Source organism: Bacillus sp. FSL W8-0116 (assembly GCF_038003825.1).
GTDB classification, from domain to species: Bacteria; Bacillota; Bacilli; order Bacillales; family DSM-4216; genus Bacillus_O; species Bacillus_O smithii.
On the sequence record NZ_JBBOPY010000001.1, the window covers coordinates 2,270,085 to 2,288,728 of the forward strand.

Sequence of the window (18,644 nt, forward strand, 5' to 3'; positions counted from 1 at the left end):
ATAAGGGGGCTTGGAGGAGACCACGTGCTTATTTTCTTTTCGTTAAGTTTTCTTCTGCCAATTGAATCAATTTTTTCACCATATTTCCGCCGATCTTTCCTCCGATTTTTCCGGCTTGTTCAGATGTCAGATCGCCGTTATACCCTTTTTTTAACGGAACGCCCGCTTCTTTTGCAGCTTCAAATTTGGCATCTTGGGGACGAGAAGTGCCGGCGATATTCGCTTTCAGCTGGTCGAGCGCTTTTCTGGCACCGGGTACAAGAGGTCTGTTGTTTCTTGCCATGATCGCATTCCTCCTTTCGTTGATAGTGTGTCCGATTCGAAAAAATTTTGGCTTCATAAATGGGAAAGTTTATACTTGAAGGGAGAAAGGCGTTCGGGAAGGGGAAATGATGGATGGCTGACATCCGGTTTGAACACGTTTCTAAAGTGTATCACGGCGGCATAAAGGCGGTAAGGGATTTTTCATTACATATTTCAGATCAAGAGTTTCTCGTGATAGTAGGTCCGTCTGGAAGCGGAAAATCAACGGTGCTGCGAATGGCTGCGGGGCTTGAAGAGATTACAAAAGGGAATTTATATTTAGACGGAAAATTAATCAACAACATTCCACCGAAAGACCGTGACTTGGCCATGGTGTTTCAACATTACGCTTTGTACCCCCATATGACCGTTTACGGAAATATGGCTTTCAGTTTGAAGCTGCAAAAACTTCCTAAATCAGAGATCGATAAGCGGGTGCGATGGGCGGCAGATGTGCTGGGGTTAAAAGGAAAACTGGATCGGAAGCCGAGGGAGTTGTCGGGAGGCGAGCGGCAGCGAGTAGCGCTGGGAAGGGCCATCGTTCGTCATCCGCAGGCGTTTTTATTCGATGAGCCGCTATCCAATTTAGATGCGATGCTCCGGGTTCAAATGCGAAATGAAATTAAAAAGCTTCATCAACAATTAAAAACGACTTCTATTTATGTAACGCATGATCAGGTAGAAGCCATGACGTTGGGTACAAGGTTGGTTGTTATGAAAGAGGGGGAAATTCAGCAGGTGGGAACACCGCAAGAAGTGTATGAAAATCCGGCTAATCAATTTGTCGGCGAATTTATCGGTTCCCCCGCGATGAATTTTTTCGTTGGAAGGTTGGAAAATGGTTTCTTTCAGATCGGTGACCTGCTTTTTAAGCTGCCGGAACAGAAAGCATCGTTTCTGAAAGCACGCGGGTATGATCGGCAAACGGTCCTTCTAGGCATTCGCCCGGAGCACATTATCACGGTTTCTGAGGGGATGACAGATTCTGCAACCGTGACGGCGAAAATTCAATTAGTCGAGTTTATGGGCGCCGAAACCATCTTGTCTTTTCTCGTCGGAGGTCAACCATGTTTAGCCAAAGTGCCTTCCGATAAAGGATGGAAAGCGGGAGAACAGGCGGCGTTTCGTTTTCAATTGGAAAAATCCTGCTTTTTTGATGTGAAAACGAAATGGCGGATTGATAAAGCCGGCTCCTAAGCAGGAACCGACTTTTTGTTCGACGTTGATCTATCCTGCTTTCAAAAAGGGATCATTTTTCTTCGGACAAAACCTCGTCGATGACTTGATCAAGCTTTTTATATAATTGGTAAAAGGTCATCAATTCCGCGTTGGAAAAATGAGAAAAAAAGGTGCCCATCAGTTGACTGAAAGATACACTGACAGTTTCCACCAGCTCTTCGCCGGCTTTCGTCAATTGCATCATGACTACTCGTCGATCTGTGTCGGAGTGGCACCTTTCGACAAGCCCGCGTTCAATTAATCGATCAATGATCACAGTAATGGCGCTTGGTTTCACATTCATCATGTCCGCTAATTGAGTCGCTCGGGCAGGACCTTCGCGCTTCAACATTTTCATGATATGATACTGGGGCCCGGTAATCCCGAATGGCTGCATTTTTTTTTCTATATAAATTAAAATAAAGGTTTTCTCCCGTTCCACGGCGAATAAATACAAAGAGAAAATAGGGGAACGGAGAGAAAATATGATGCCAAATCACAAAGACGAGATCGAAAAGTTGTCCACTGCCATGAAAGAAGCAAAAAGTAAACGAGCATATGAACGCTACCAAGCGATTTATCTTCATTTGCAGGGATATACCAAAGGAGAAATCGCAACGATTATTGGTCGATCCAAGAAAACTATTTATAACTATATTCATGCCTACGCCCAGCGCGGTCTTGATGGACTGGAGATGAAATACTCACCTGGCGCCCCACGTCGATTGACCCCTGAGCAGGAAAAAGAGCTGGCTTTGATCATTGAACATCAGCTCCCCGTAGATGTGGGATTCGAAGCAAAATATAATTGGACGCTTGCGATAATCGCTGAACTCATTCAACAAAAGTGGGGGCCAACATACACGCTTCGCGGAACAAGTGACATTCTGCATCGGTTAGGGCTAAGCTATACGAAACCGACCTATACACTAGCCAATGCCGATGAAGAGAAACAAAAAGAATTCGTCGAAATCACCTTCCCTGAAGTAAAAAAAAACTGGTAGATGGGAACATCGCCCATGTCCTCTTTCAAGATGAGTCGATGATTCGTGATTACCAAGCGATTCAAAAAACATGGTTTGTCAAAGGAAAACAACGAATCATTCCGACGTTTGGAAAACATCAAGGGCTGAAGCTGATTGGCACGTTGAACTACGAAACAGGGGAAGTGTTTTGCATCGAAGAAGAATGCTATGACGCGGAAACATTTCTTCGATTTCTTCAACTTGTGTTAGAACGCTATCCCACAGGCAAAATAGTGATGATTTTAGATAACGCTCGAATTCACCATGCCAAACTCATTCAGCCATTTTTAAAAGAACACGAAGATCGGTTAGAGCTCGTCTTTTTGCCACCATACAGTCCGCAATTGAACTTGATTGAAGGGCTATGGAAATGGCTGAAATCAGACGTGATTTACAACGTGTTCTATTCGAGTGTGCAAGAAATTAGAAAGAATGTCCAAGCCTTTATTCAGCGAATCAACCAGAAACCAGAACAAACGATCGATCGTTTGTGTGTTCAGTTGTAAATCTTTAATTCAACTTATATAAAACAAAGACAGGCAAATACTACATTTCAATTTTGACAGAATATGAGAAAGATATTCGTCCAGTTAAAATACAGAAAGTTGTTGGTTTGGATTTTGCTATGGATGGTCTATATGTCGAGAGTGAACAGGGTAAGAAAGCCAATTACCCACGTTACTATCGGCAAGCCTTAGATAAATTAGCAAAAGCACAACGAATTCTTTCTCGAAGAAAGAAAGGTTCTGCAAGATGGGAAAAACAACACCTGAAAGTGGCTAAGCTACATGAAAAGACAGCGAATCAGCGCAGAAACTTTCTTCATCATAAGTCAAAAGAATTAGCAACAAACTATGACGCTGTGATTATTGAGGACTTAGACATGAAAGGCATGTCTCAAGCCCTCAACTTTGGAAAAAGCGTTCATGATAACGGCTGGGGGATGTTCACTACTTTCTTAGCGTATAAGCTAAAAGAACAGGGGAAACAACTTGTGAAAATTGATAAGTGGTTTCCCTCCACTAAGAAGTGTTCATGTTGCGGCAAGGAAAAAGAAATGCCATTATCTGAACGTGTATATAAATGTTCTTGCGGCTTTGTATTAGATCGCGATCACAATTCAGCAATCAATATCAAAAATGAGGGATTACGCTTATTAGCATAAAGAATAATAACTTTCGGAACGAGAGGGTTAGCTCGGTCAATTTTCTGTCATTAGACGGGATTACCCGAGAAGCCCCCACTTCAATCAAACCGTAAGGTTGATAAGTGGAGGGTAGTTCACTAGCAAAAGGATCGTTTCCGTAAAGGATAAAAAAACTTATCCATATTTTTCTGAATCGGAAAATGATAGTAAATTTTGCGTGAAAAGCAGCAAAAACGGCATTCCTTCATGTTTCATCCTGGAATAAGGAAAAATCAGGCGGAATAGAAGATATTGTATCTTTTTCTTGAAACGTATGAAACAACACTCGAAACCACCTATGCAATTGGTGTATAATTCAAAAGCAGATAAGTGCGTCATCTTCATATATGATTTAGTGGTTTTATGAAAAATTCCGTCTCCACACCTTGAATGGATGTTTTAAAAGTGTTGTGAATCATTTTGTGTCGGAAAGAGAGTGGAACTTCATGGGACGTAAATGGAATAATATAAAAGATAAAAAAGCTGCGAAAGATGCAAATATGAGTCGTATTTATGCGAAATTTGGACGTGAAATTTATGTAGCGGCCCGGCAAGGAGAACCGGATCCGGAAGCCAACCGTGCGTTAAAAGTGGTACTGGAACGTGCGAAAACGTATAATGTGCCTAAAGCGATTATTGAACGTGCGATTGAAAAAGCGAAGGGCGGTTCCGATGAAAACTACGATGAACTTCGTTATGAAGGATTCGGACCAAATGGATCGATGGTGATTGTGGACGCACTTACGAATAATGTGAATCGTACGGCGTCAGAAGTGCGTGCAGCGTTTGGAAAGAATGGCGGTAATTTAGGTGTGAGCGGGTCCGTAGCTTATATGTTTGATGCCACGGCGGTTATTGGAGTCGAAGGGAAAACAGCGGATGAAGTGCTGGAATTATTATTAGAAGCAGATGTGGACGTACGGGACGTATTTGAAGAAGATGACACGGTTATCGTATATGCTGACCCTGATCAATTTCATGCCGTTCAAGAAGCATTCAAGAATGTGGGAATAACGGATTTTAAAGTGGCGGAATTAACGATGATTCCACAAAATTACGTCACCCTTTCAGAAGAAGATCAAGCAAAATTTGAAAAAATGATTGACGCATTAGAAGATTTAGAAGATGTTCAGCAAGTGTACCACAATGTGGATTTAGGGGAATAACTTCCGAGTATTTGCCCAAAAAGAACGATCCAGCAACAACAAAGGTTGCTGGGTTTTTTTATGCTTTAAAAATGTACTAAAGGGAATAAATAGGATTTTTTCTCGAAGGATGGAGAGTAGACCAATCGAGGCATAAAGGGCGAGTGTTCTCAGCAGGATGTAATCAACGCTCTTTTCTTGTAAATAAGGGATAAATTTTCTTCCGTTTTTTGCACATATTAAGGAATGCATGTTACCTATATGCGAAGGAGGGAGTTCGTTGGCTAAGAAAAAAGACGGCGGAACGAAACAAAACAGCAAGCAAAAGCCGAAAGGGAAAACATCCGGTTCAGCTAATGGCCAAAACGGCTACCATTAGGTGCATTTTAATGTGACGATCTCAAAATGGGCGAGACTCCTGCGGGAAAAGCAAGACTAGGCGATACCTAGCAGCGAGGGACGAGCGAGAAGGCTGCGGTTCGCTCGCAGAAAGCGAATGAAATTCGCGATCATACTATAAAAAGATTTACATTAAAAAGGGTGCCCCGGGTTATCTAACTGACTTCCGGGGCACCGTTTTTTTGCGAGAAAAAATCGTTCAATATTCATTCAAAATAGCTTGTAATCACACGATAAAACGATCGAACCTATACTCGACCGCTTAGCTCTTGGCGTATTCGATTAAAACGAAAACGCCAGAAAAAACAATAAAAACGATCAAAGAAACGTAACAGATATGTACGATGTGTGAAAGATAAGAGGTACACCACTGCTTATTTAAGCGGTTCGCCAAAGCTGCCTTCAAAGATGGATTCTTTCACAGGCCGGCGAGTGGATGGCACTTCTCTTTCTTGCAAGTGTGGTGGCAAAGCTTCCTTTTCTCCTTGATAGCCAATGGCGATAAGAGCATCGATCGCATAGTCTTCCGGAATATTCAATACTTCACGAGCTTTGTCAAAATCAATTCCTGTCATCGGATGCGTAATCAAGCCTTTTCTCGTTGCTTCCAAGGATAAATAACCCCAAGCGGCGCCTGCGTCGAAAGCGTGAGAACCGATATTGCCCCTTTCACTAGTCAATTGAGAGATAATCAAAGCGAATGCGGGAGCTTTTTTGCACCAAGTTTGGTTAAATTCACCGATGAACGTCATGAATTTTTCACGGTCTTCTTTAGTCCGAGCCAGAATAAAGCGCCATGGTTGAAGGTTGAAAGCAGACGGCGCCCATCGTGCCGCTTCAAACAGGCTAAGCAGGATATCTTCCGGCACCTCTTTTTCTAAAAATGAACGTGGAGACCAGCGCTCTAAAAATACAGAATCAATTTCGTATTCCGGCTGACGTACGACTTCCGTTTTCCCCATAGGAACCCCTCCTACCATGTCGATTATATGAATCTAATTCTATTGTAAAACAGTTTTATTTTTCAGACAAATAATTGGTTTTTTCTCTTTTTCGTTGGATTTTTGTGAAAAATGAATGAAAATAGTATTGAAAATGATTCTCATTATTATATATAATACATTTGTAACGGTTTGATATTTTATTCGATTGATAGAATACATATTCATCTATAGAGGAGGAAAAAGAAAAGTGAAAATTTGGAAAGCTGCATTCGTGACATTGTTATCATCCAGCCTGTTATTCGGCTGTTCTCAATCTTCTAAAACAGACTCTGAGCCTAAGAAGACGGACAAAAGTGCTTCAACGCAGCAGTCAAAAGAATTGGCGCAAGTCACAAAAGAGTATCGTGGCTATGCCATTGGAGAAATAGATGAACTTGTAAAAGACACGGAACAATTTACAAACGCTGTCAAAAGCGGTGACATAGAAAAGGCAAAACAAATTTATCCGCTGGCTCGGATGCATTATGAGCGGTCAGAACCGATTGCAGAAGTATTTGGAGACCTCGATCCTGAAATTGACGCCCGTGAAGGAGATGTTCCGGCATCGGAATGGCGGGGATTCCATCGAATTGAAAAAGGTTTGTGGAAAGAGAACACGACAGTTGGCTATGAGCAATATGCAGACCAATTGTTGAAAGATGTAAAATTGCTGCGTGCCAAAGTAGAAACGGTCAAAGTGACGCCGGACATATTAATTACCGGTGCGGTTGATTTATTGAATGAAGTGTCGACATCGAAAGTAACGGGGGAAGAAGATCGCTATTCCCGTACTGATTTATACGATTTTGCCGCAAATGTCCAAGGAGCTGAAAAAATTTATGAGTTGCTGAAGCCTGCTTTAGAGAAAAAAGACAAGAAGCTTTCGGATGAAATCGGAAGTCATTTTGATCAAGTCAACCAATTGCTCAATCAGCATAAAAAAGGCGACGGATATGTTCCATACACTGAGTTAACGTCCGCAGAGGTAAAAGAATTAAGCCAAGCGATTGATGCACTGGCAGAGCCTCTTTCCAAAATGGGCATTGTTGTGGAGGAATCATAATGACGGAACAATCGAAGAAACAACCGGAAGAACCAACTTTTTTGTCTAAGCAGATTTCCCGCAGAGATATGCTGAAAATAGCGGGAGCCGGAGGAATTGGCCTTGCGCTTGGGGCTAGCGGCGCCGGAAGTCTGCTCACGATGACGAACTTATTCCCGGAAGCGGCCGAAGAAGATAAAGAGGACGAAACCGTTCCTTTTTATGGTGCCCATCAAGCAGGAATTGCGACACCAATGCAAAATCATGTGTACTTTGCTGCAATGGATGTAACAGCTGAGAGCCGATCAGAATTAATCCAACTCTTTCAAGATTGGACGAAAGCCGCCGCTTTGATGACGGCCGGAAAGCCGGTCGGAGAGAATTCCGGCAACGACTTTTTGCCCCCTAAAGATACAGGAGAAGCAGCGGAGCTTTCGCCTTCTAATTTAACGATTACCTTTGGTGTGGGGCCCACGCTTTTTGTAAAAGATGGAAAGGATCGCTTTGGCTTAAAGCGTAAGCAACCCGGAGAATTAAAAGAACTGCCGAAGTTTCCTCTCGATGCGTTGGATGAGAAATGGTGCGGAGGAGATTTATGCATTCAGGCATGCGCAGACGACGCCCAAGTGGCCTTCCATGCGGTTCGAAATTTGGTCAGAATCGCCCGCGGCAAAGCGACGATCCGCTGGGCGCAAGCCGGATTTCAGCGTTCCAAGCAAGCGGCTTCTTCCAAAAAAGATACGCCGCGGAATTTATTTGGATTTAAAGATGGAACGGTCAATCCGGATGTGCACAATGCAAAAGAAATGAATCGGTATGTATGGGTTCAGCCGGGAGACGGGCCTAATTGGCTAATCAACGGATCTTATTTAGTCGTCAGAAGAATTCAAATGCATATTGAAGTATGGGACAGGTCCAGTTTGCGCGACCAGGAAGAGACTTTTGGCCGTCATAAAGCAAGCGGGGCTCCGCTTGGTCAAAAAGATGAATTCGATCCTCTTGATTTAAAGAAAAAACGGCCGGATGGTCAATATTACATTCCGGTCGATTCACATGTTCGGCTGGCGCATCATGACGGAACGGAAAAAATTTTGCGTCGTTCGTATTCTTATGCCGACGGGATGGATCCAAAAACCGGAAGTTTGGACGCAGGCTTGCTCTTTATGTGCTACCAACGCAAGCCTAGCCGGCAATTTATTCCCATTCAATCCAGGCTTTCTCAAAACGACAAATTAAACGAATATATTACCCATCGCGGAAGCGCCATTTTTGCCTGCTTCCCCGGTGTAAAAAAAGGCGGCTATATCGGAGAGTCTCTGTTTGAATAGAGTCTCGTTTGGAAATGAGGAGATGATATTTTGAAACGATCTCACATCATCATCGTCGTGATCGGCATATTGGTTTGTTTTCTAAAGATTTCTCCTGCTTATGCCGAGAAAGGGTATGATGAATTGTATGTTCCTATCGGTGATGCGTTAACGCATACGCAATCATCAGCTGACTGGGATGTCATTCAAAAGGATATCCAGCAATTTGAGCAAGAATGGAATACGCTTCAAAAACCAAGCGGCAAACAGGTAAAGCGGATCAACCAAGAACTGGAAAAGGCGAAAAAAGCTTTACACGAAAAAAATGCAGGGGATCTCCGTCATGCTCTCTCCGCTTTATCAAGCCAGCTGATTCTTTTGGAAGAACAGCAATCAAAAGGTAATAAAGAGGAAGAAAAAGATAAAGTCCGTCAACTGCAGCCGATGATGGAACAAATGAAAACTTTGATTGAAAGTAAAAAATGGGAACAAGCCTATAATCAATATCGCCAATTTGAGACCGTATGGAATCGAGAGGCGGAAATGGTTGTTCGACAACAAAGTGTTGCCTCTTATGGAGAAATCGAAAAAAATATGTCCTTTTTGCGTATTGCTCTTACCCAAGAGCCAGTTGATCAAAAAAAGGCATCAGACAGCCTTCAGTCATTGAAACAATCGGTTGATGACTTTTTATCCGGAAAGGCGTCCGCCAAAACGAACTCAAAAGAGTATACTCTTTCCGATTTAAACCGACTATTAGAGGATAGTGTCCAAGCGATCCAAAAGGATGATAAATCAAAGGCCGTTTCCTCCTTAAATGAGGTTTTAACGATTTGGCCGATGGTGGAAGGGGAAGTTCAAACTCGGGACGCTGCATTGTACAATGACATGGAGACGAAAGTACCGGCGGCAGTCAGTATTTTAAGCTCCAACAGCGGTGATATCCATAAGGCAGAAGCCATCATCAATGACTTACATTCCCGCCTCGAGTCTCTAATGAAACAAACAAGCTACAGCATTTGGGACGCCGCTTTGATTTTGCTGCGTGAAGGCATGGAAGCATTGCTTGTGATTGCGGCTCTTGTCGCCTTTTTGAAAAAAACGAATCAGGCGGAAAAACAAAAATGGATATGGGGAGGGGCCGGTACCGGTATTCTCGCCAGTGTATTGTTTGCGGTTGTGTTAAGTTTGGCCTTTTCCAAAATGACAGGTGCTTCCAGCCGTGAGTATATCGAAGGGTTTGCCGGAATCGCGGCTGTTGTCATGATGTTAACGGTAGGGGCATGGCTGCATAATAAGTCCAATGTTCGTCAATGGAATCAATATATTCAGCAGCAAATGAATCAAGCGCTTGAAGGCGGCCGTCTTTGGACGATGTCGTTGATCAGCTTTCTGGCTATTTTTAGAGAAGGAGCAGAAACCATCATTTTTTATGTTGGGATGGCTCCTTCGATGAGTGTCGGCCGATTGCTGGCAGGAATCGGAATAGCGTTGGTCATCTTGTTCATCGTTGGGTTTTTGATTATTCATTTCAGCGTCAAAATCCCGGTTCGACCGTTTTTCTTGGTTGCTACTGTGCTGATTTACTTTTTATCGTTTAAAATTCTCGGAGTAAGCGTCCATGCCTTGCAAGTTGCCAAGTTGCTTCCGGCGCATACTTTGGCATCTTTGCCTAATATTGAATGGATCGGTTTTTATCCGACAATGGAAACGATCCTTCCGCAGATTGTGCTGGTTGTCCTCATTGCAGGAGCGGCTTACTGGGTAGAGAAATCAAACCGTAAAAGTGAGAAGGCGGCTTAACCTAATAAGGGGAGCGTTCCGTATGAATCACCGGTCGCCTTCTCTTGATGTCGATTCAATCCATATCGGAACATTCGCGCTCCCCGGATTTTTTGAGGTAAAACTTTCATCCGTAAAGGCTTGATTTATAAAGTAAATTATGGTAGTATAATAGATATTCTTAAGAAGACGGGGCATTAGCTTAGTTGGGAGAGCGGCTGACTCTTAATCAGCAGGTCGCAGGTTCGAACCCTGCATGCCCCATTATAAAGTCCAAAAAAGCAAGGCGTTTTAAAGGCGCCTTGCTTTTTCGTTTGTCGGCAAATCCGAAACCGGGATTTGCCGATAGCTTTTTTGTGTGTCATTAAAAAATAGAGATGGATGAAATGCTGGCAAAGATACTTTTGCTGCGATGAATGTGAAGAAGGTGGCTTGCCGATCATCGAAAAGTCCGGTAATAGCATAAAATAGACTTTTTGGCGTGGTCTGACCGCCATCTTTAAAAGCATGAAAATGACAAAAGACATCCGAATATGTCCATTCAGATGCCTTTTGTCTATACTCTGGAAGGATAATGCTTTGATTTCTGGTCATTTTTTATTGCTCATCGTTTTTTGTCATAGTTTCGAAGCAAAATCGCTATAACAAAGAACAAAACAAAAAGCCCCCATGCTGTCAGCCCTTGTCTTTTGATAATTCCGAATATAAGAACTGAAATGCCGGACAATACAAATGAAATTTGGCTTAAAGTGTTTTTATTCATCCTATTCACCATCCTATTGCAATTTTTAATTGTCCTTAATGTTTCATGTCCCTATCAGACCCCTTAAAAATCCCTTTTTATCAGCAGCAGTTTCAAAATACAAGGAAAATTTTTATCAAAAACAACTTTTTCCCAATAAGAATAGTCATTTTTTCACCATTCTGGTATATGCTCTCTTTCTTAAAGTTCCGATTTGGTAACATTGAAATGGATCGTTGCAATCATTTTCTCTTAACTTTTAGTTCTTTTATTTCCGTTTTCCCTACTCACAATATAACAGATCTATTATTGTTATGTGTATTTTCTTAATATTTTTTGCATTAAAGGGGAACGGATCCCCTTTCTTTTATGAATTCTACCCTCTTTCGGACGTTTGTGATGGCAATAAAAAAGAGGATTCAATATCAAATTCCCAAAATGTTTTAGCTGCTATTTTCGAAGGGGCTGATGATAGTCCCTTTAATAATTTCAGAGGAATTGTGCATGATTATGGTCTCTGGCATATTAAGCGGGCGAAATTGCTATAATAAAGGCTGGTGGTGATTGAATGGAAAGAAAAATCAGAAGGATAGGCAACTCATTAGGTGTCAATTTGCCTGCAGATATGCTGAAAGAAATACAATTAAATGAGGGCGACACCGTTGAAGTCGAGTTGCGAAAAGACAAAGGTGAGATCGTACTAAGAAACCATAAAATAACGCCTATCAATAGTGATTTTGAATCACGAGTGATAGACGTTGTGGAAAAATATTTTGACATAACAAGGAAGTAGAAACCTGTACGAATTCATGAGAATAGGGGGCGGGCAGACTCTATTCTCTAGTTATATGTTATTACATAGTTATAACATTGTAAATACTTTTTGTTTAAAAAATTATCCTCGGCTGTATTGAAGACTGATTAAGTTTGATGCGGCCTCAGAGAGTGTAGACAAAAAGGCGTCCGGTTATGCCCATTCGGATGCCTTTTTGTCTACATTCTGAAGCAAGGCGTTTTAAAGGCAGGTGCCTTGCTTTTTTTAGGTTTTTTCTTTGTAATGAAAAGAAAAGCGAATTTCGATAGTATCATCATGAAGCTTGGAATAACAACAAAGTGGAGGAAAAAGAAATGGAAGGGCATATGAAGTATCAACCATTGCCGATAGAATTTTTCCAGAAGCCGACCCTTGAATTGGCAAAAGCCTTGCTTGGCTGTTTGCTTGTAAAAGAAACGGAAGAGGGAATAGCCTCTGGCTTTATTGTAGAGACGGAAGCATATATGGGTCCGACCGACCGCGCAGCCCACAGCTATGGCAACAGAAGGACAAAACGGACGGAGATTATGTTTCATGAACCCGGGTTGGCTTATACATACGTGATGCATACCCATTGTTTGTTTAATGTTGTAAGCGGCGGCAAAGAACAGCCGGAAGCGGTGCTGGTTCGTGCTCTTGAACCTTATGACGGCATCGATTTGATGTTTCAAAGAAGAAGCAAGATTAAGGACGTGCGCCAGCTGACAAACGGTCCCGGCAAATTGACGAAGGCTTTAGGGATTACAATGGCAGACTATGGCCGTCCTCTTCAAAAACCTCCCTTGTTTATAGCAAAAGGATTTGTACCTGAGGCAATTTCACAAGGAAAGAGAATCGGCATCGAAAATACGGGAGAAGCAAAAGACTACCCATGGCGATTCTGGGTAAGTGGAAACCGATTTGTTTCGAAATAGATCAAAATTCCACCAAAAACGATGACAGAAGAAGTGTTTGACGCAGGGATGATGGTAAGAAAAAAATCGATGTGATGGAGAGGGGGCGATCTATAGATAGTATCTATCCGATCATTTGATTTTAAATGAAGCTGAACTTTTGGAAATCATGGAAAGTCTTTTACGATAGAATGCTTCAAAATCAGGAGGAGTTCAAAGTTGCACTTATTGATCCATTTAATCGATCAATATGGATACATCGTCCTTTTCTTTTCGTTAATGCTGGAGCTGATCATTGTTCCTGTCCCGAACGAAATTCTTATGAGCTATGTCGGTTTTCTTGCTTATCAAGGAAAAGTCCATTTTGCTCTCGCTGTCTTTTTTGGGGGCTTGGGGGGAATTGTAGGAGTCACGATTTCCTATTGGATTGGATTTAAATTGGGAGCCCCTTTTTTCTATAAATATGGAAGCAAGTTTCATTTAGGACCGGAGAAAATAGAAAGAATTTCAAGATGGAATCAAAAATACGGAAGAAGATTATTGTTATTTTCTTTTTTTATTCCCGGCGTTCGTCATGTGACTAGTTTATTTTCGGGAATCACCCGCTTGCCTTTTCGATCTTTTGTTGTTTTTGCGTATATCGGTGTGTTCTTGTGGGTTGGGACGTTCATTTTTTTGGGAAAAATTTTCGGCCCAAAATGGGAGCAATTTCATCAAGAGGCCAAATTATATATGATCATTGGCTGCGTCGTAATTGGTCTTGTGTATGCTATATACTTGTACATTAAAGTAAACATCCGCAAGATTCGAGAAAACTTGATTTTGTTATTTGAAGCCATGTTTAAACGATTTCACAGCTTCCTTGGCATGAAGCTGCTGATTTTCGGGATGGCCATTGTGTTTATCGCTATGTTCAGTCTGATGGTAGGGATGATTCAAGATTTTATCGAAAATGAATTTGGACAATTTAATACCATCACGAAGGCTGTCGTTTCGTATATAGTGGATCCACGCTGGAAGCAGCCGATCGATTCTATGTATTCCTTATTGTCGCGAAACTCTCTTTTGTTTGTGGGTTTTTTAACGATTATATGGATTTTCTTCAAAGGAAAAAACAAATGGTTGGAATTCCAATATTATGTCATTTGCATATTGGGAGCTCTTATTTTAAGCAAAGGCCTCCATATTTTGTTCAGCTATATTGCGGCTGCAAACATGTTCAGCCAATCTTTCCCGAGCGAATTAAGTTTTTTATGGGTTGTGCTTTACATCTTTTTTCTGTACATCGTGCTTCGGCATAGTCAAAGAAAAATGGGAAATGTTTTGATTGTTGTATTAGAAATGCTGATATTTGCACTGATCTCAGTCAGCAGCATTTATTTAGGGTCGGAAAATCCAAGTGATTTAGTGGCGGGCTATACGTTTGGAGGAGTTTGGGTAAGCTTGATCATTTTGATGATCGAAATTTCCAGGCTCTTAAATATGATCAAAGCTTCCAAACGAGGTCATTTGGAGAAAACGGAATAAACGGGCGAAGAAGAAACTTCCCGCCCGTTTTCCAGAAAATTTTTATCTTTTTCGATGATGTTGGGAGCGTTTTGGGAGGACTTTTATAGGACGTTTATCGATCATTTCATCTAAACGGACAAATTGAATGTTACGCTGCCTCAACTCTTTCAAAACTTCTTTTAATGCTTTTAACATATAGTAGGGAGCGTCAATATGGGCGCCCGGCGTGTCTCCGCAATCATGCAGCAAAACGACGTCCCCGGGCTTAATCCTTTTCAGAAGCTTATTCTGTATAATTAAGCTCGTTCCTTTATTGCGCCAATCGCCTGCCATAACAGACCATAAAATAATGCGAAACTCTTTGTGCAGAAAAAAATCAAAGAGATTCATCAGACCCCAAGGCGGACGGTAATAAGACGGCCGAACGCCGGTGATATTTTGAACAATGGCCGCGGAGTCCCGCAAGTTGCGGACAACGGACCAAGGAGTCATCAGCCAATTGGATCGATGGACGTAATTATGAATTCCGATCAAATGACCCTCTTTGTGCATTCGTAAGATGAGTTTAGGGTATTTTTTCGCTTTCGATCCGACGACAAAAAAGGTGGCTTTGACCCCATATTTCTTTAAAAGATCAAGCAGTTGTGCTGTGTACACGGGATCGGGGCCATCGTCGAAAGTGAAAGCGACTTGGCTTTCACCGTTCCCTTTTCGAAATGCTCCAACACCGAACCAAAAGGATAATAGATAAGGAATAAACATATAAAAACATAAAAAGACAAAAAAGCAGATCATGATTTTCTCCATAAATCAAAATCCTTTCTTCTCTACAAGGCCTAGGAAGATTCATAGATGACACAGGAATCTCCCTATCTTTATCCTATTATAACGGTTCAGCCGTTGATGTGGAGGATAGACGTTCTTTTTTTAAAAAAACGTGCTGATTTCCGTTTTTTCAATTGGAGTCCATTTGCCACGATGTAAGTAGGGTGGCTTGTCATGGCCATTAGTTGATAAATGGCCAACACCGCATCGAATGCAGCGGCTTTTTTTTGGATTTTTTCAGAGTTCTTTTTCATCTTCAGCAGGAGCGGCTTATTTTTTATCAAATTGGAAATTTGATAGATTAAGTCATCGGGATTTTCAGACAGAATGGCTGCTCCGGATTTTGTTAAATAACGAGCGTTTTCTTGTTCTTGACCGGGCAGAGGATGATAGAGAATCATAGGCAGCTCCATGGCCAAAGCTTCTGACGTGGTCACTCCTCCCGGTTTTGTGATAATGATGTCCGAAACTGCCATCAGTTCATGGACATATTCTACATAACTGAATAAATGAATCCGATGTTTAGACTGTTTTAGTTCTACTTCCAACTTTTGTTTTAATTTCTGATTGCGTCCGCACAAAATAATCAATTGCAGAGTTTCCGGGATGGATTCAAGCGTCGGCAAATTGAGAAAACCTTTGCCAAAAAGGCCATCTCCGCCTCCCATAATCAAAACGGTAGGAAGCTCGGCATCTAGTCCGTGCTTGACAATAAATTCATCGCGTTTATAAGGAAAAAGAAACTTTGTCTGAATGGGGATTCCCGTACTGGCAATTTTCTCTTCCGGGACATTTCGTCTGAGCAATCTCTTTTTCCCTTCATTGGAACCTACTATGTAAAGATCCGTAAAAGGGTGAATCCAACAACTGTGATCCGTATGATCTGTAATCACGGTCACAAAAGGGATATTCGTTAATCCATATTCTTTCAGTTTAGAAAGTATTCCGGACACAAATGGATGGGTGCTGACGACGACCGCGGGTTTCTCTTTCTCCAGCAATTGGAGCATCTTTCTTAGTCCAACGAAAAACAACGACTGTATTCTTGTTGAAAATACGCTTTTTGGATGGGTTTTTTGATAAAAAAATCCATATAGTTGAGGAAAGACTTTCAATCCTTTTATGTAAAGATAATTGCTAATTGGATACATATGAGGATGAGCCCATGCAATAAAATCAAAAACAACAGGTTGGACATTTGGAAAACATAGCTGAACGGCTTCTTCCAGAGCCTTGGCAGCTTGGAGGTGTCCTTGTCCGAACGTACCTGAAAGAATAAGGATTTTGTTTTTCGTCACTTTTGACATTTTTCTTCCCCCAATAATCTTTGTGATCAATAGAAAAAGACTGAGGCTGTCCATAAAAAGTTCATGTCAGAAAAAAGCGGGCTGAGGAAGAAAAAACAAAAACCTTTTATGAATTAATCAGAGTTTTTGCTTTTTTTCCTTTCAAAGAGCGGTTTTGAAAAAAGCCATGTCATGGCAATGCCCAATGAAAACCATATGAGCAAGAGCAGACAGACACTTCCAACGACAGGAAAATTAATCATAGAGACTGCCAGCGTTGAACCGAAGAGCAATTTCAGCCATTCAGGTTTGCCATCCATGAATTTCAATTGTTTGCCCAATTCTTTGCTGAATACAAGCAATCCGATAAAAAAGGAAAGAGCGCTTGCGACAAATACCAACAAGGCAACCGGTATGCCAATAATGGTGAGAGCCAGAAGCGTGCATAACGTTGTCAGCGCTAAGCTTGCCATAAATCCGATGATCAACGTTTTACCGGGTCTTTTCATTAAAAGTTCTTCGTGACTGAATGTTCTGCGTTTCAGAATGATTCCTAACAGTACGGTGCCAATCACTAATATAATACTAAAAGCAAGCCGTATGCCCCAAGTGAATAAATAAAGAAATCCGCCGAAGATAAAGCTGTTTTGCATAGGATCGTTTAGATTAACGGTGATGAGATGCTCGGAGATACGAGCCCCTTTTTCTTGATGAACATGACCGCCGATCACAATGACAGGACCGCCTACAACGGCTGTTTTGTTCATCGTAAGGTCACCGTTCACGACGATGACTCCGACTTTGACATGTCCGCTGATCTCGGCGTCATTTCCAAGTACAACCACATTTTCCACTTTTTCTTTTTCGGGAACGATGACCTCTTTTTTGTCTATTATAAGTTTATCTGCTGCCAGAGCAGGGTGAACGATCAGCAAAGTCAAAACCATGATGGAAAGAAAGGCACTCAAAATGTTAAACCCTTTCATGTTCTACATCTCCCTATTCTAGACTTTTTACCCTGAGCAAAAACTGAATGGCCCAAATCGATGTTCCTAAAATAACCATGGAAATGATAACACAAGCGAGAAAGAGCAATGGAATGGACGAAAGAACCGAGGCCAGTGCATGAGTCACGCTTAATCCGATATGCACAAAGGAAGTGGCCAGTGTAATTCCTACATAAAACACGTTCCCCATTGTCGAGAGAATGAAGGCAGCCATCAGTAGGGCGATGAAACTCATAGTCCAACGAACATATCGATTCATTGGGCGATACGGCGAGGAGATTTGTTTTATTTTCCGGACAACAGAGTGTTCAAATTGAACATTCGGTATTTCGATGAAATGATAAACGGCAAACAGTTCTTCTATCAGCCATTGAAATTCTTTTAGCTCAGTGCTGCATTGACGGCATTCTGCTACATGGTCTGCTACTTTTTTTCTTTCCTCTTCGTTTAATTCTCCATCAATAAACGCTGACAGGAGTTCATGAACATGGTCATTCATTGTGCTCGCCTCCGAAAATTTCTTTTTTCAACGCGATTCTGGCCGAATGGATACGGGATTTCACTGTACCAAGGGGAATGCTTAACATTTTGGAAATTTCGTCGTACGAATATCCTTGGATGTCGCGCAGCGAAAGTATGGTGCGCTGGTCCGGGGATAATTTTTGCATCGCTTCCTGAATTTCAAGCTTCAATTGTGTCCGATCGATAGATGAGGTCATACTCATGTGTTCGGCTCGATCCTTGCTTTGCAGCTGCAATTTTTGTATTTTTTTTCTTTTTTTTAATTTGTCGTAACAAATATTCGTCACGATTCTTGTCAGCCAAGAAACAAAGGCAAAGTCATTATCCAGTTTGGATAGCGATGAGTAAGCTTTTACAAAAGCTTCCTGAGCGATATCTTCCGCTTCCATTCGGTCATTCACGATCGAAAAAGCATGGCGGAATACTTGGCCTTTATATTTGGAAACCAGTGTAGAGAACGCCTCCAAATCCCCGCTCCTGGCCTTTTGTATTAAATTGGTGAGTTCTTGATCCACCTTTTTTCAACCCCCTGTGAAGAAAAGCTCGAGCCTTCTATGGTTGATAGATCGGAACGACATTTCTTGCTAAAATAATGGGACGCCTTCTTATATGGAGATTTAAGGATCCATTTGCCGGTGCCGGAATTCAGATGCGGA

At 41.8% G+C, this 18,644-nt stretch carries 19 protein-coding genes, 1 tRNA gene and 1 pseudogene; 11 read left to right on the forward strand and 10 right to left on the reverse strand.

Annotated elements, in window-relative coordinates; genetic code table 11:
• Window positions 1-28: 28 nt before the first annotated feature.
• Entirely contained in the window at window positions 29-283 is a 255-nt protein-coding gene (locus tag N1I86_RS10830) for an alpha/beta-type small acid-soluble spore protein (protein ID WP_341096279.1), read from the reverse strand.
• 113 nt (window positions 284-396) lie between these two features.
• On the opposite strand from N1I86_RS10830, the gene N1I86_RS10835 reads away from it, so the two are divergent.
• Window positions 397-1,500, forward strand: coding sequence for an ABC transporter ATP-binding protein (locus tag N1I86_RS10835; RefSeq protein WP_341096281.1), 1,104 nt, complete (start codon window positions 397-399; stop codon window positions 1,498-1,500).
• A 52-nt stretch (window positions 1,501-1,552) separates the two neighbouring features.
• On the opposite strand, the gene N1I86_RS10840 is transcribed toward N1I86_RS10835, so the two are convergent.
• The gene (locus tag N1I86_RS10840; RefSeq protein WP_341096283.1) at window positions 1,553-1,963 is read right to left on the reverse strand and encodes a MarR family winged helix-turn-helix transcriptional regulator; all 411 of its coding nucleotides are present in this window, start codon (window positions 1,961-1,963) and stop codon (window positions 1,553-1,555) included.
• A gap of 43 nt (window positions 1,964-2,006) precedes the next feature.
• Here N1I86_RS10840 and N1I86_RS10845 point away from each other — a divergent pair.
• The 3 genes and pseudogenes from N1I86_RS10845 to N1I86_RS10855 all read left to right on the forward strand — a co-directional run bounded on the left by N1I86_RS10845 (window position 2,007) and on the right by N1I86_RS10855 (window position 4,898).
• Window positions 2,007-3,052, forward strand: a protein-coding gene (locus N1I86_RS10845) for an IS630-like element ISBs2 family transposase (RefSeq protein ID WP_076611651.1) whose coding sequence is annotated in 2 segments (ribosomal slippage) — window positions 2,007-2,510 and window positions 2,513-3,052 — 1,044 coding nt in all. Because the reading frame shifts where the segments join, the coding sequence is not laid out codon by codon here.
• 20 nt (window positions 3,053-3,072) lie between these two features.
• Window positions 3,073-3,711: pseudogene (locus N1I86_RS10850) on the forward strand (RNA-guided endonuclease InsQ/TnpB family protein); the annotation flags it as partial.
• A 467-nt stretch (window positions 3,712-4,178) separates the two neighbouring features.
• Window positions 4,179-4,898: a YebC/PmpR family DNA-binding transcriptional regulator gene (locus tag N1I86_RS10855; RefSeq protein ID WP_048624009.1), complete on the forward strand. Its 720-nt coding sequence runs from the start codon at window positions 4,179-4,181 to the stop codon at window positions 4,896-4,898.
• 752 nt (window positions 4,899-5,650) lie between these two features.
• Here N1I86_RS10855 and N1I86_RS10860 read toward each other — a convergent pair.
• Window positions 5,651-6,238, reverse strand: coding sequence for a nitroreductase family protein (locus N1I86_RS10860; protein WP_003352623.1), 588 nt, complete (start codon window positions 6,236-6,238; stop codon window positions 5,651-5,653).
• Window positions 6,239-6,467: 229 nt separating this feature from the next.
• Here N1I86_RS10860 and efeO point away from each other — a divergent pair, with 229 nt between their 5' ends.
• From efeO to N1I86_RS10880, 4 genes are all read left to right on the forward strand, one after another.
• Window positions 6,468-7,322, forward strand: coding sequence for an iron uptake system protein EfeO (efeO, locus tag N1I86_RS10865; RefSeq protein ID WP_341096286.1), 855 nt, complete (start codon window positions 6,468-6,470; stop codon window positions 7,320-7,322).
• On the forward strand, window positions 7,322-8,629 hold the full coding sequence (efeB, locus tag N1I86_RS10870; RefSeq protein WP_327796509.1) for an iron uptake transporter deferrochelatase/peroxidase subunit: 1,308 nt from the start codon (window positions 7,322-7,324) through the stop codon (window positions 8,627-8,629). Before efeO ends, efeB begins: the two co-directional genes overlap by 1 nt.
• 30 nt (window positions 8,630-8,659) lie before the next feature.
• Window positions 8,660-10,411, forward strand: a complete 1,752-nt coding sequence (locus N1I86_RS10875) for an FTR1 family protein (protein ID WP_341096288.1) — start codon at window positions 8,660-8,662, stop codon at window positions 10,409-10,411.
• A gap of 170 nt (window positions 10,412-10,581) precedes the next feature.
• Window positions 10,582-10,654, forward strand: a tRNA-Lys gene (locus tag N1I86_RS10880).
• A gap of 27 nt (window positions 10,655-10,681) precedes the next feature.
• Here the strand turns inward: N1I86_RS10880 and N1I86_RS10885 are convergent.
• Entirely contained in the window at window positions 10,682-10,984 is a 303-nt protein-coding gene (locus tag N1I86_RS10885; RefSeq protein ID WP_341096289.1) for a hypothetical protein, read from the reverse strand.
• 10 nt (window positions 10,985-10,994) lie between these two features.
• Window positions 10,995-11,153 carry a hypothetical protein gene (locus N1I86_RS10890; RefSeq protein WP_003352615.1) on the reverse strand — a complete coding sequence of 53 codons (159 nt, stop codon included), beginning with the start codon at window positions 11,151-11,153 and terminating at the stop codon, window positions 10,995-10,997.
• Window positions 11,154-11,700: 547 nt separating this feature from the next.
• Here N1I86_RS10890 and N1I86_RS10895 point away from each other — a divergent pair.
• The 3 genes from N1I86_RS10895 to N1I86_RS10905 all read left to right on the forward strand — a co-directional run bounded on the left by N1I86_RS10895 (window position 11,701) and on the right by N1I86_RS10905 (window position 14,366).
• Complete coding sequence (locus tag N1I86_RS10895; protein ID WP_328202796.1) at window positions 11,701-11,925, forward strand: AbrB/MazE/SpoVT family DNA-binding domain-containing protein; 225 nt, start codon at window positions 11,701-11,703, stop codon at window positions 11,923-11,925.
• 347 nt (window positions 11,926-12,272) lie between these two features.
• On the forward strand, window positions 12,273-12,860 hold the full coding sequence (locus N1I86_RS10900) for a DNA-3-methyladenine glycosylase (RefSeq protein WP_341097328.1): 588 nt from the start codon (window positions 12,273-12,275) through the stop codon (window positions 12,858-12,860).
• 198 nt (window positions 12,861-13,058) lie between these two features.
• Window positions 13,059-14,366 (forward strand): VTT domain-containing protein, encoded by a 1,308-nt coding sequence (locus tag N1I86_RS10905; protein ID WP_341096291.1) that lies wholly within the window; start codon window positions 13,059-13,061, stop codon window positions 14,364-14,366.
• Between the two features lie 42 nt (window positions 14,367-14,408).
• Here N1I86_RS10905 and N1I86_RS10910 read toward each other — a convergent pair whose 3' ends face one another.
• The 5 genes from N1I86_RS10910 to N1I86_RS10930 form a co-directional block, all read right to left on the reverse strand.
• Complete coding sequence (locus N1I86_RS10910; RefSeq protein WP_050807324.1) at window positions 14,409-15,155, reverse strand: polysaccharide deacetylase family protein; 747 nt, start codon at window positions 15,153-15,155, stop codon at window positions 14,409-14,411.
• Between the two features lie 86 nt (window positions 15,156-15,241).
• Window positions 15,242-16,480 (reverse strand): MGDG synthase family glycosyltransferase, encoded by a 1,239-nt coding sequence (locus tag N1I86_RS10915; protein WP_341096295.1) that lies wholly within the window; start codon window positions 16,478-16,480, stop codon window positions 15,242-15,244.
• Between the two features lie 113 nt (window positions 16,481-16,593).
• On the reverse strand, window positions 16,594-17,445 hold the full coding sequence (locus N1I86_RS10920; protein WP_341096296.1) for a hypothetical protein: 852 nt from the start codon (window positions 17,443-17,445) through the stop codon (window positions 16,594-16,596).
• Between the two features lie 13 nt (window positions 17,446-17,458).
• Window positions 17,459-17,965 (reverse strand): anti-sigma factor family protein, encoded by a 507-nt coding sequence (locus N1I86_RS10925; RefSeq protein ID WP_341096298.1) that lies wholly within the window; start codon window positions 17,963-17,965, stop codon window positions 17,459-17,461.
• Window positions 17,958-18,503 (reverse strand): RNA polymerase sigma factor, encoded by a 546-nt coding sequence (locus N1I86_RS10930; RefSeq protein ID WP_048623999.1) that lies wholly within the window; start codon window positions 18,501-18,503, stop codon window positions 17,958-17,960. The genes N1I86_RS10925 and N1I86_RS10930 overlap by 8 nt, the downstream gene beginning before the upstream one ends.
• Window positions 18,504-18,644: the final 141 nt, after the last annotated feature.

Bases quoted from the DNA above. Each gene is read 5' to 3' on its own strand.
- N1I86_RS10925 (WP_341096298.1), bottom strand. From the start codon at position 17,965: ATGAATGACCATGTTCATGAACTCCTGTCAGCGTTTATTGATGGAGAA.
- N1I86_RS10860 (WP_003352623.1), bottom strand. From the start codon at position 6,238: ATGGGGAAAACGGAAGTCGTACGTCAGCCGGAATACGAAATTGATTCT.
- N1I86_RS10910 (WP_050807324.1), bottom strand. From the start codon at position 15,155: ATGGAGAAAATCATGATCTGCTTTTTTGTCTTTTTATGTTTTTATATG.
- N1I86_RS10835 (WP_341096281.1), top strand. From the start codon at position 397: ATGGCTGACATCCGGTTTGAACACGTTTCTAAAGTGTATCACGGCGGC.
- N1I86_RS10920 (WP_341096296.1), bottom strand. From the start codon at position 17,445: ATGAAAGGGTTTAACATTTTGAGTGCCTTTCTTTCCATCATGGTTTTG.
- N1I86_RS10895 (WP_328202796.1), top strand. From the start codon at position 11,701: ATGGAAAGAAAAATCAGAAGGATAGGCAACTCATTAGGTGTCAATTTG.
- N1I86_RS10890 (WP_003352615.1), bottom strand. From the start codon at position 11,153: ATGAATAAAAACACTTTAAGCCAAATTTCATTTGTATTGTCCGGCATT.
- N1I86_RS10830 (WP_341096279.1), bottom strand. From the start codon at position 283: ATGGCAAGAAACAACAGACCTCTTGTACCCGGTGCCAGAAAAGCGCTC.
- N1I86_RS10915 (WP_341096295.1), bottom strand. From the start codon at position 16,480: ATGTCAAAAGTGACGAAAAACAAAATCCTTATTCTTTCAGGTACGTTC.
- N1I86_RS10885 (WP_341096289.1), bottom strand. From the start codon at position 10,984: ATGACCAGAAATCAAAGCATTATCCTTCCAGAGTATAGACAAAAGGCA.
- efeB (WP_327796509.1), top strand. From the start codon at position 7,322: ATGACGGAACAATCGAAGAAACAACCGGAAGAACCAACTTTTTTGTCT.
- N1I86_RS10855 (WP_048624009.1), top strand. From the start codon at position 4,179: ATGGGACGTAAATGGAATAATATAAAAGATAAAAAAGCTGCGAAAGAT.
- N1I86_RS10900 (WP_341097328.1), top strand. From the start codon at position 12,273: ATGAAGTATCAACCATTGCCGATAGAATTTTTCCAGAAGCCGACCCTT.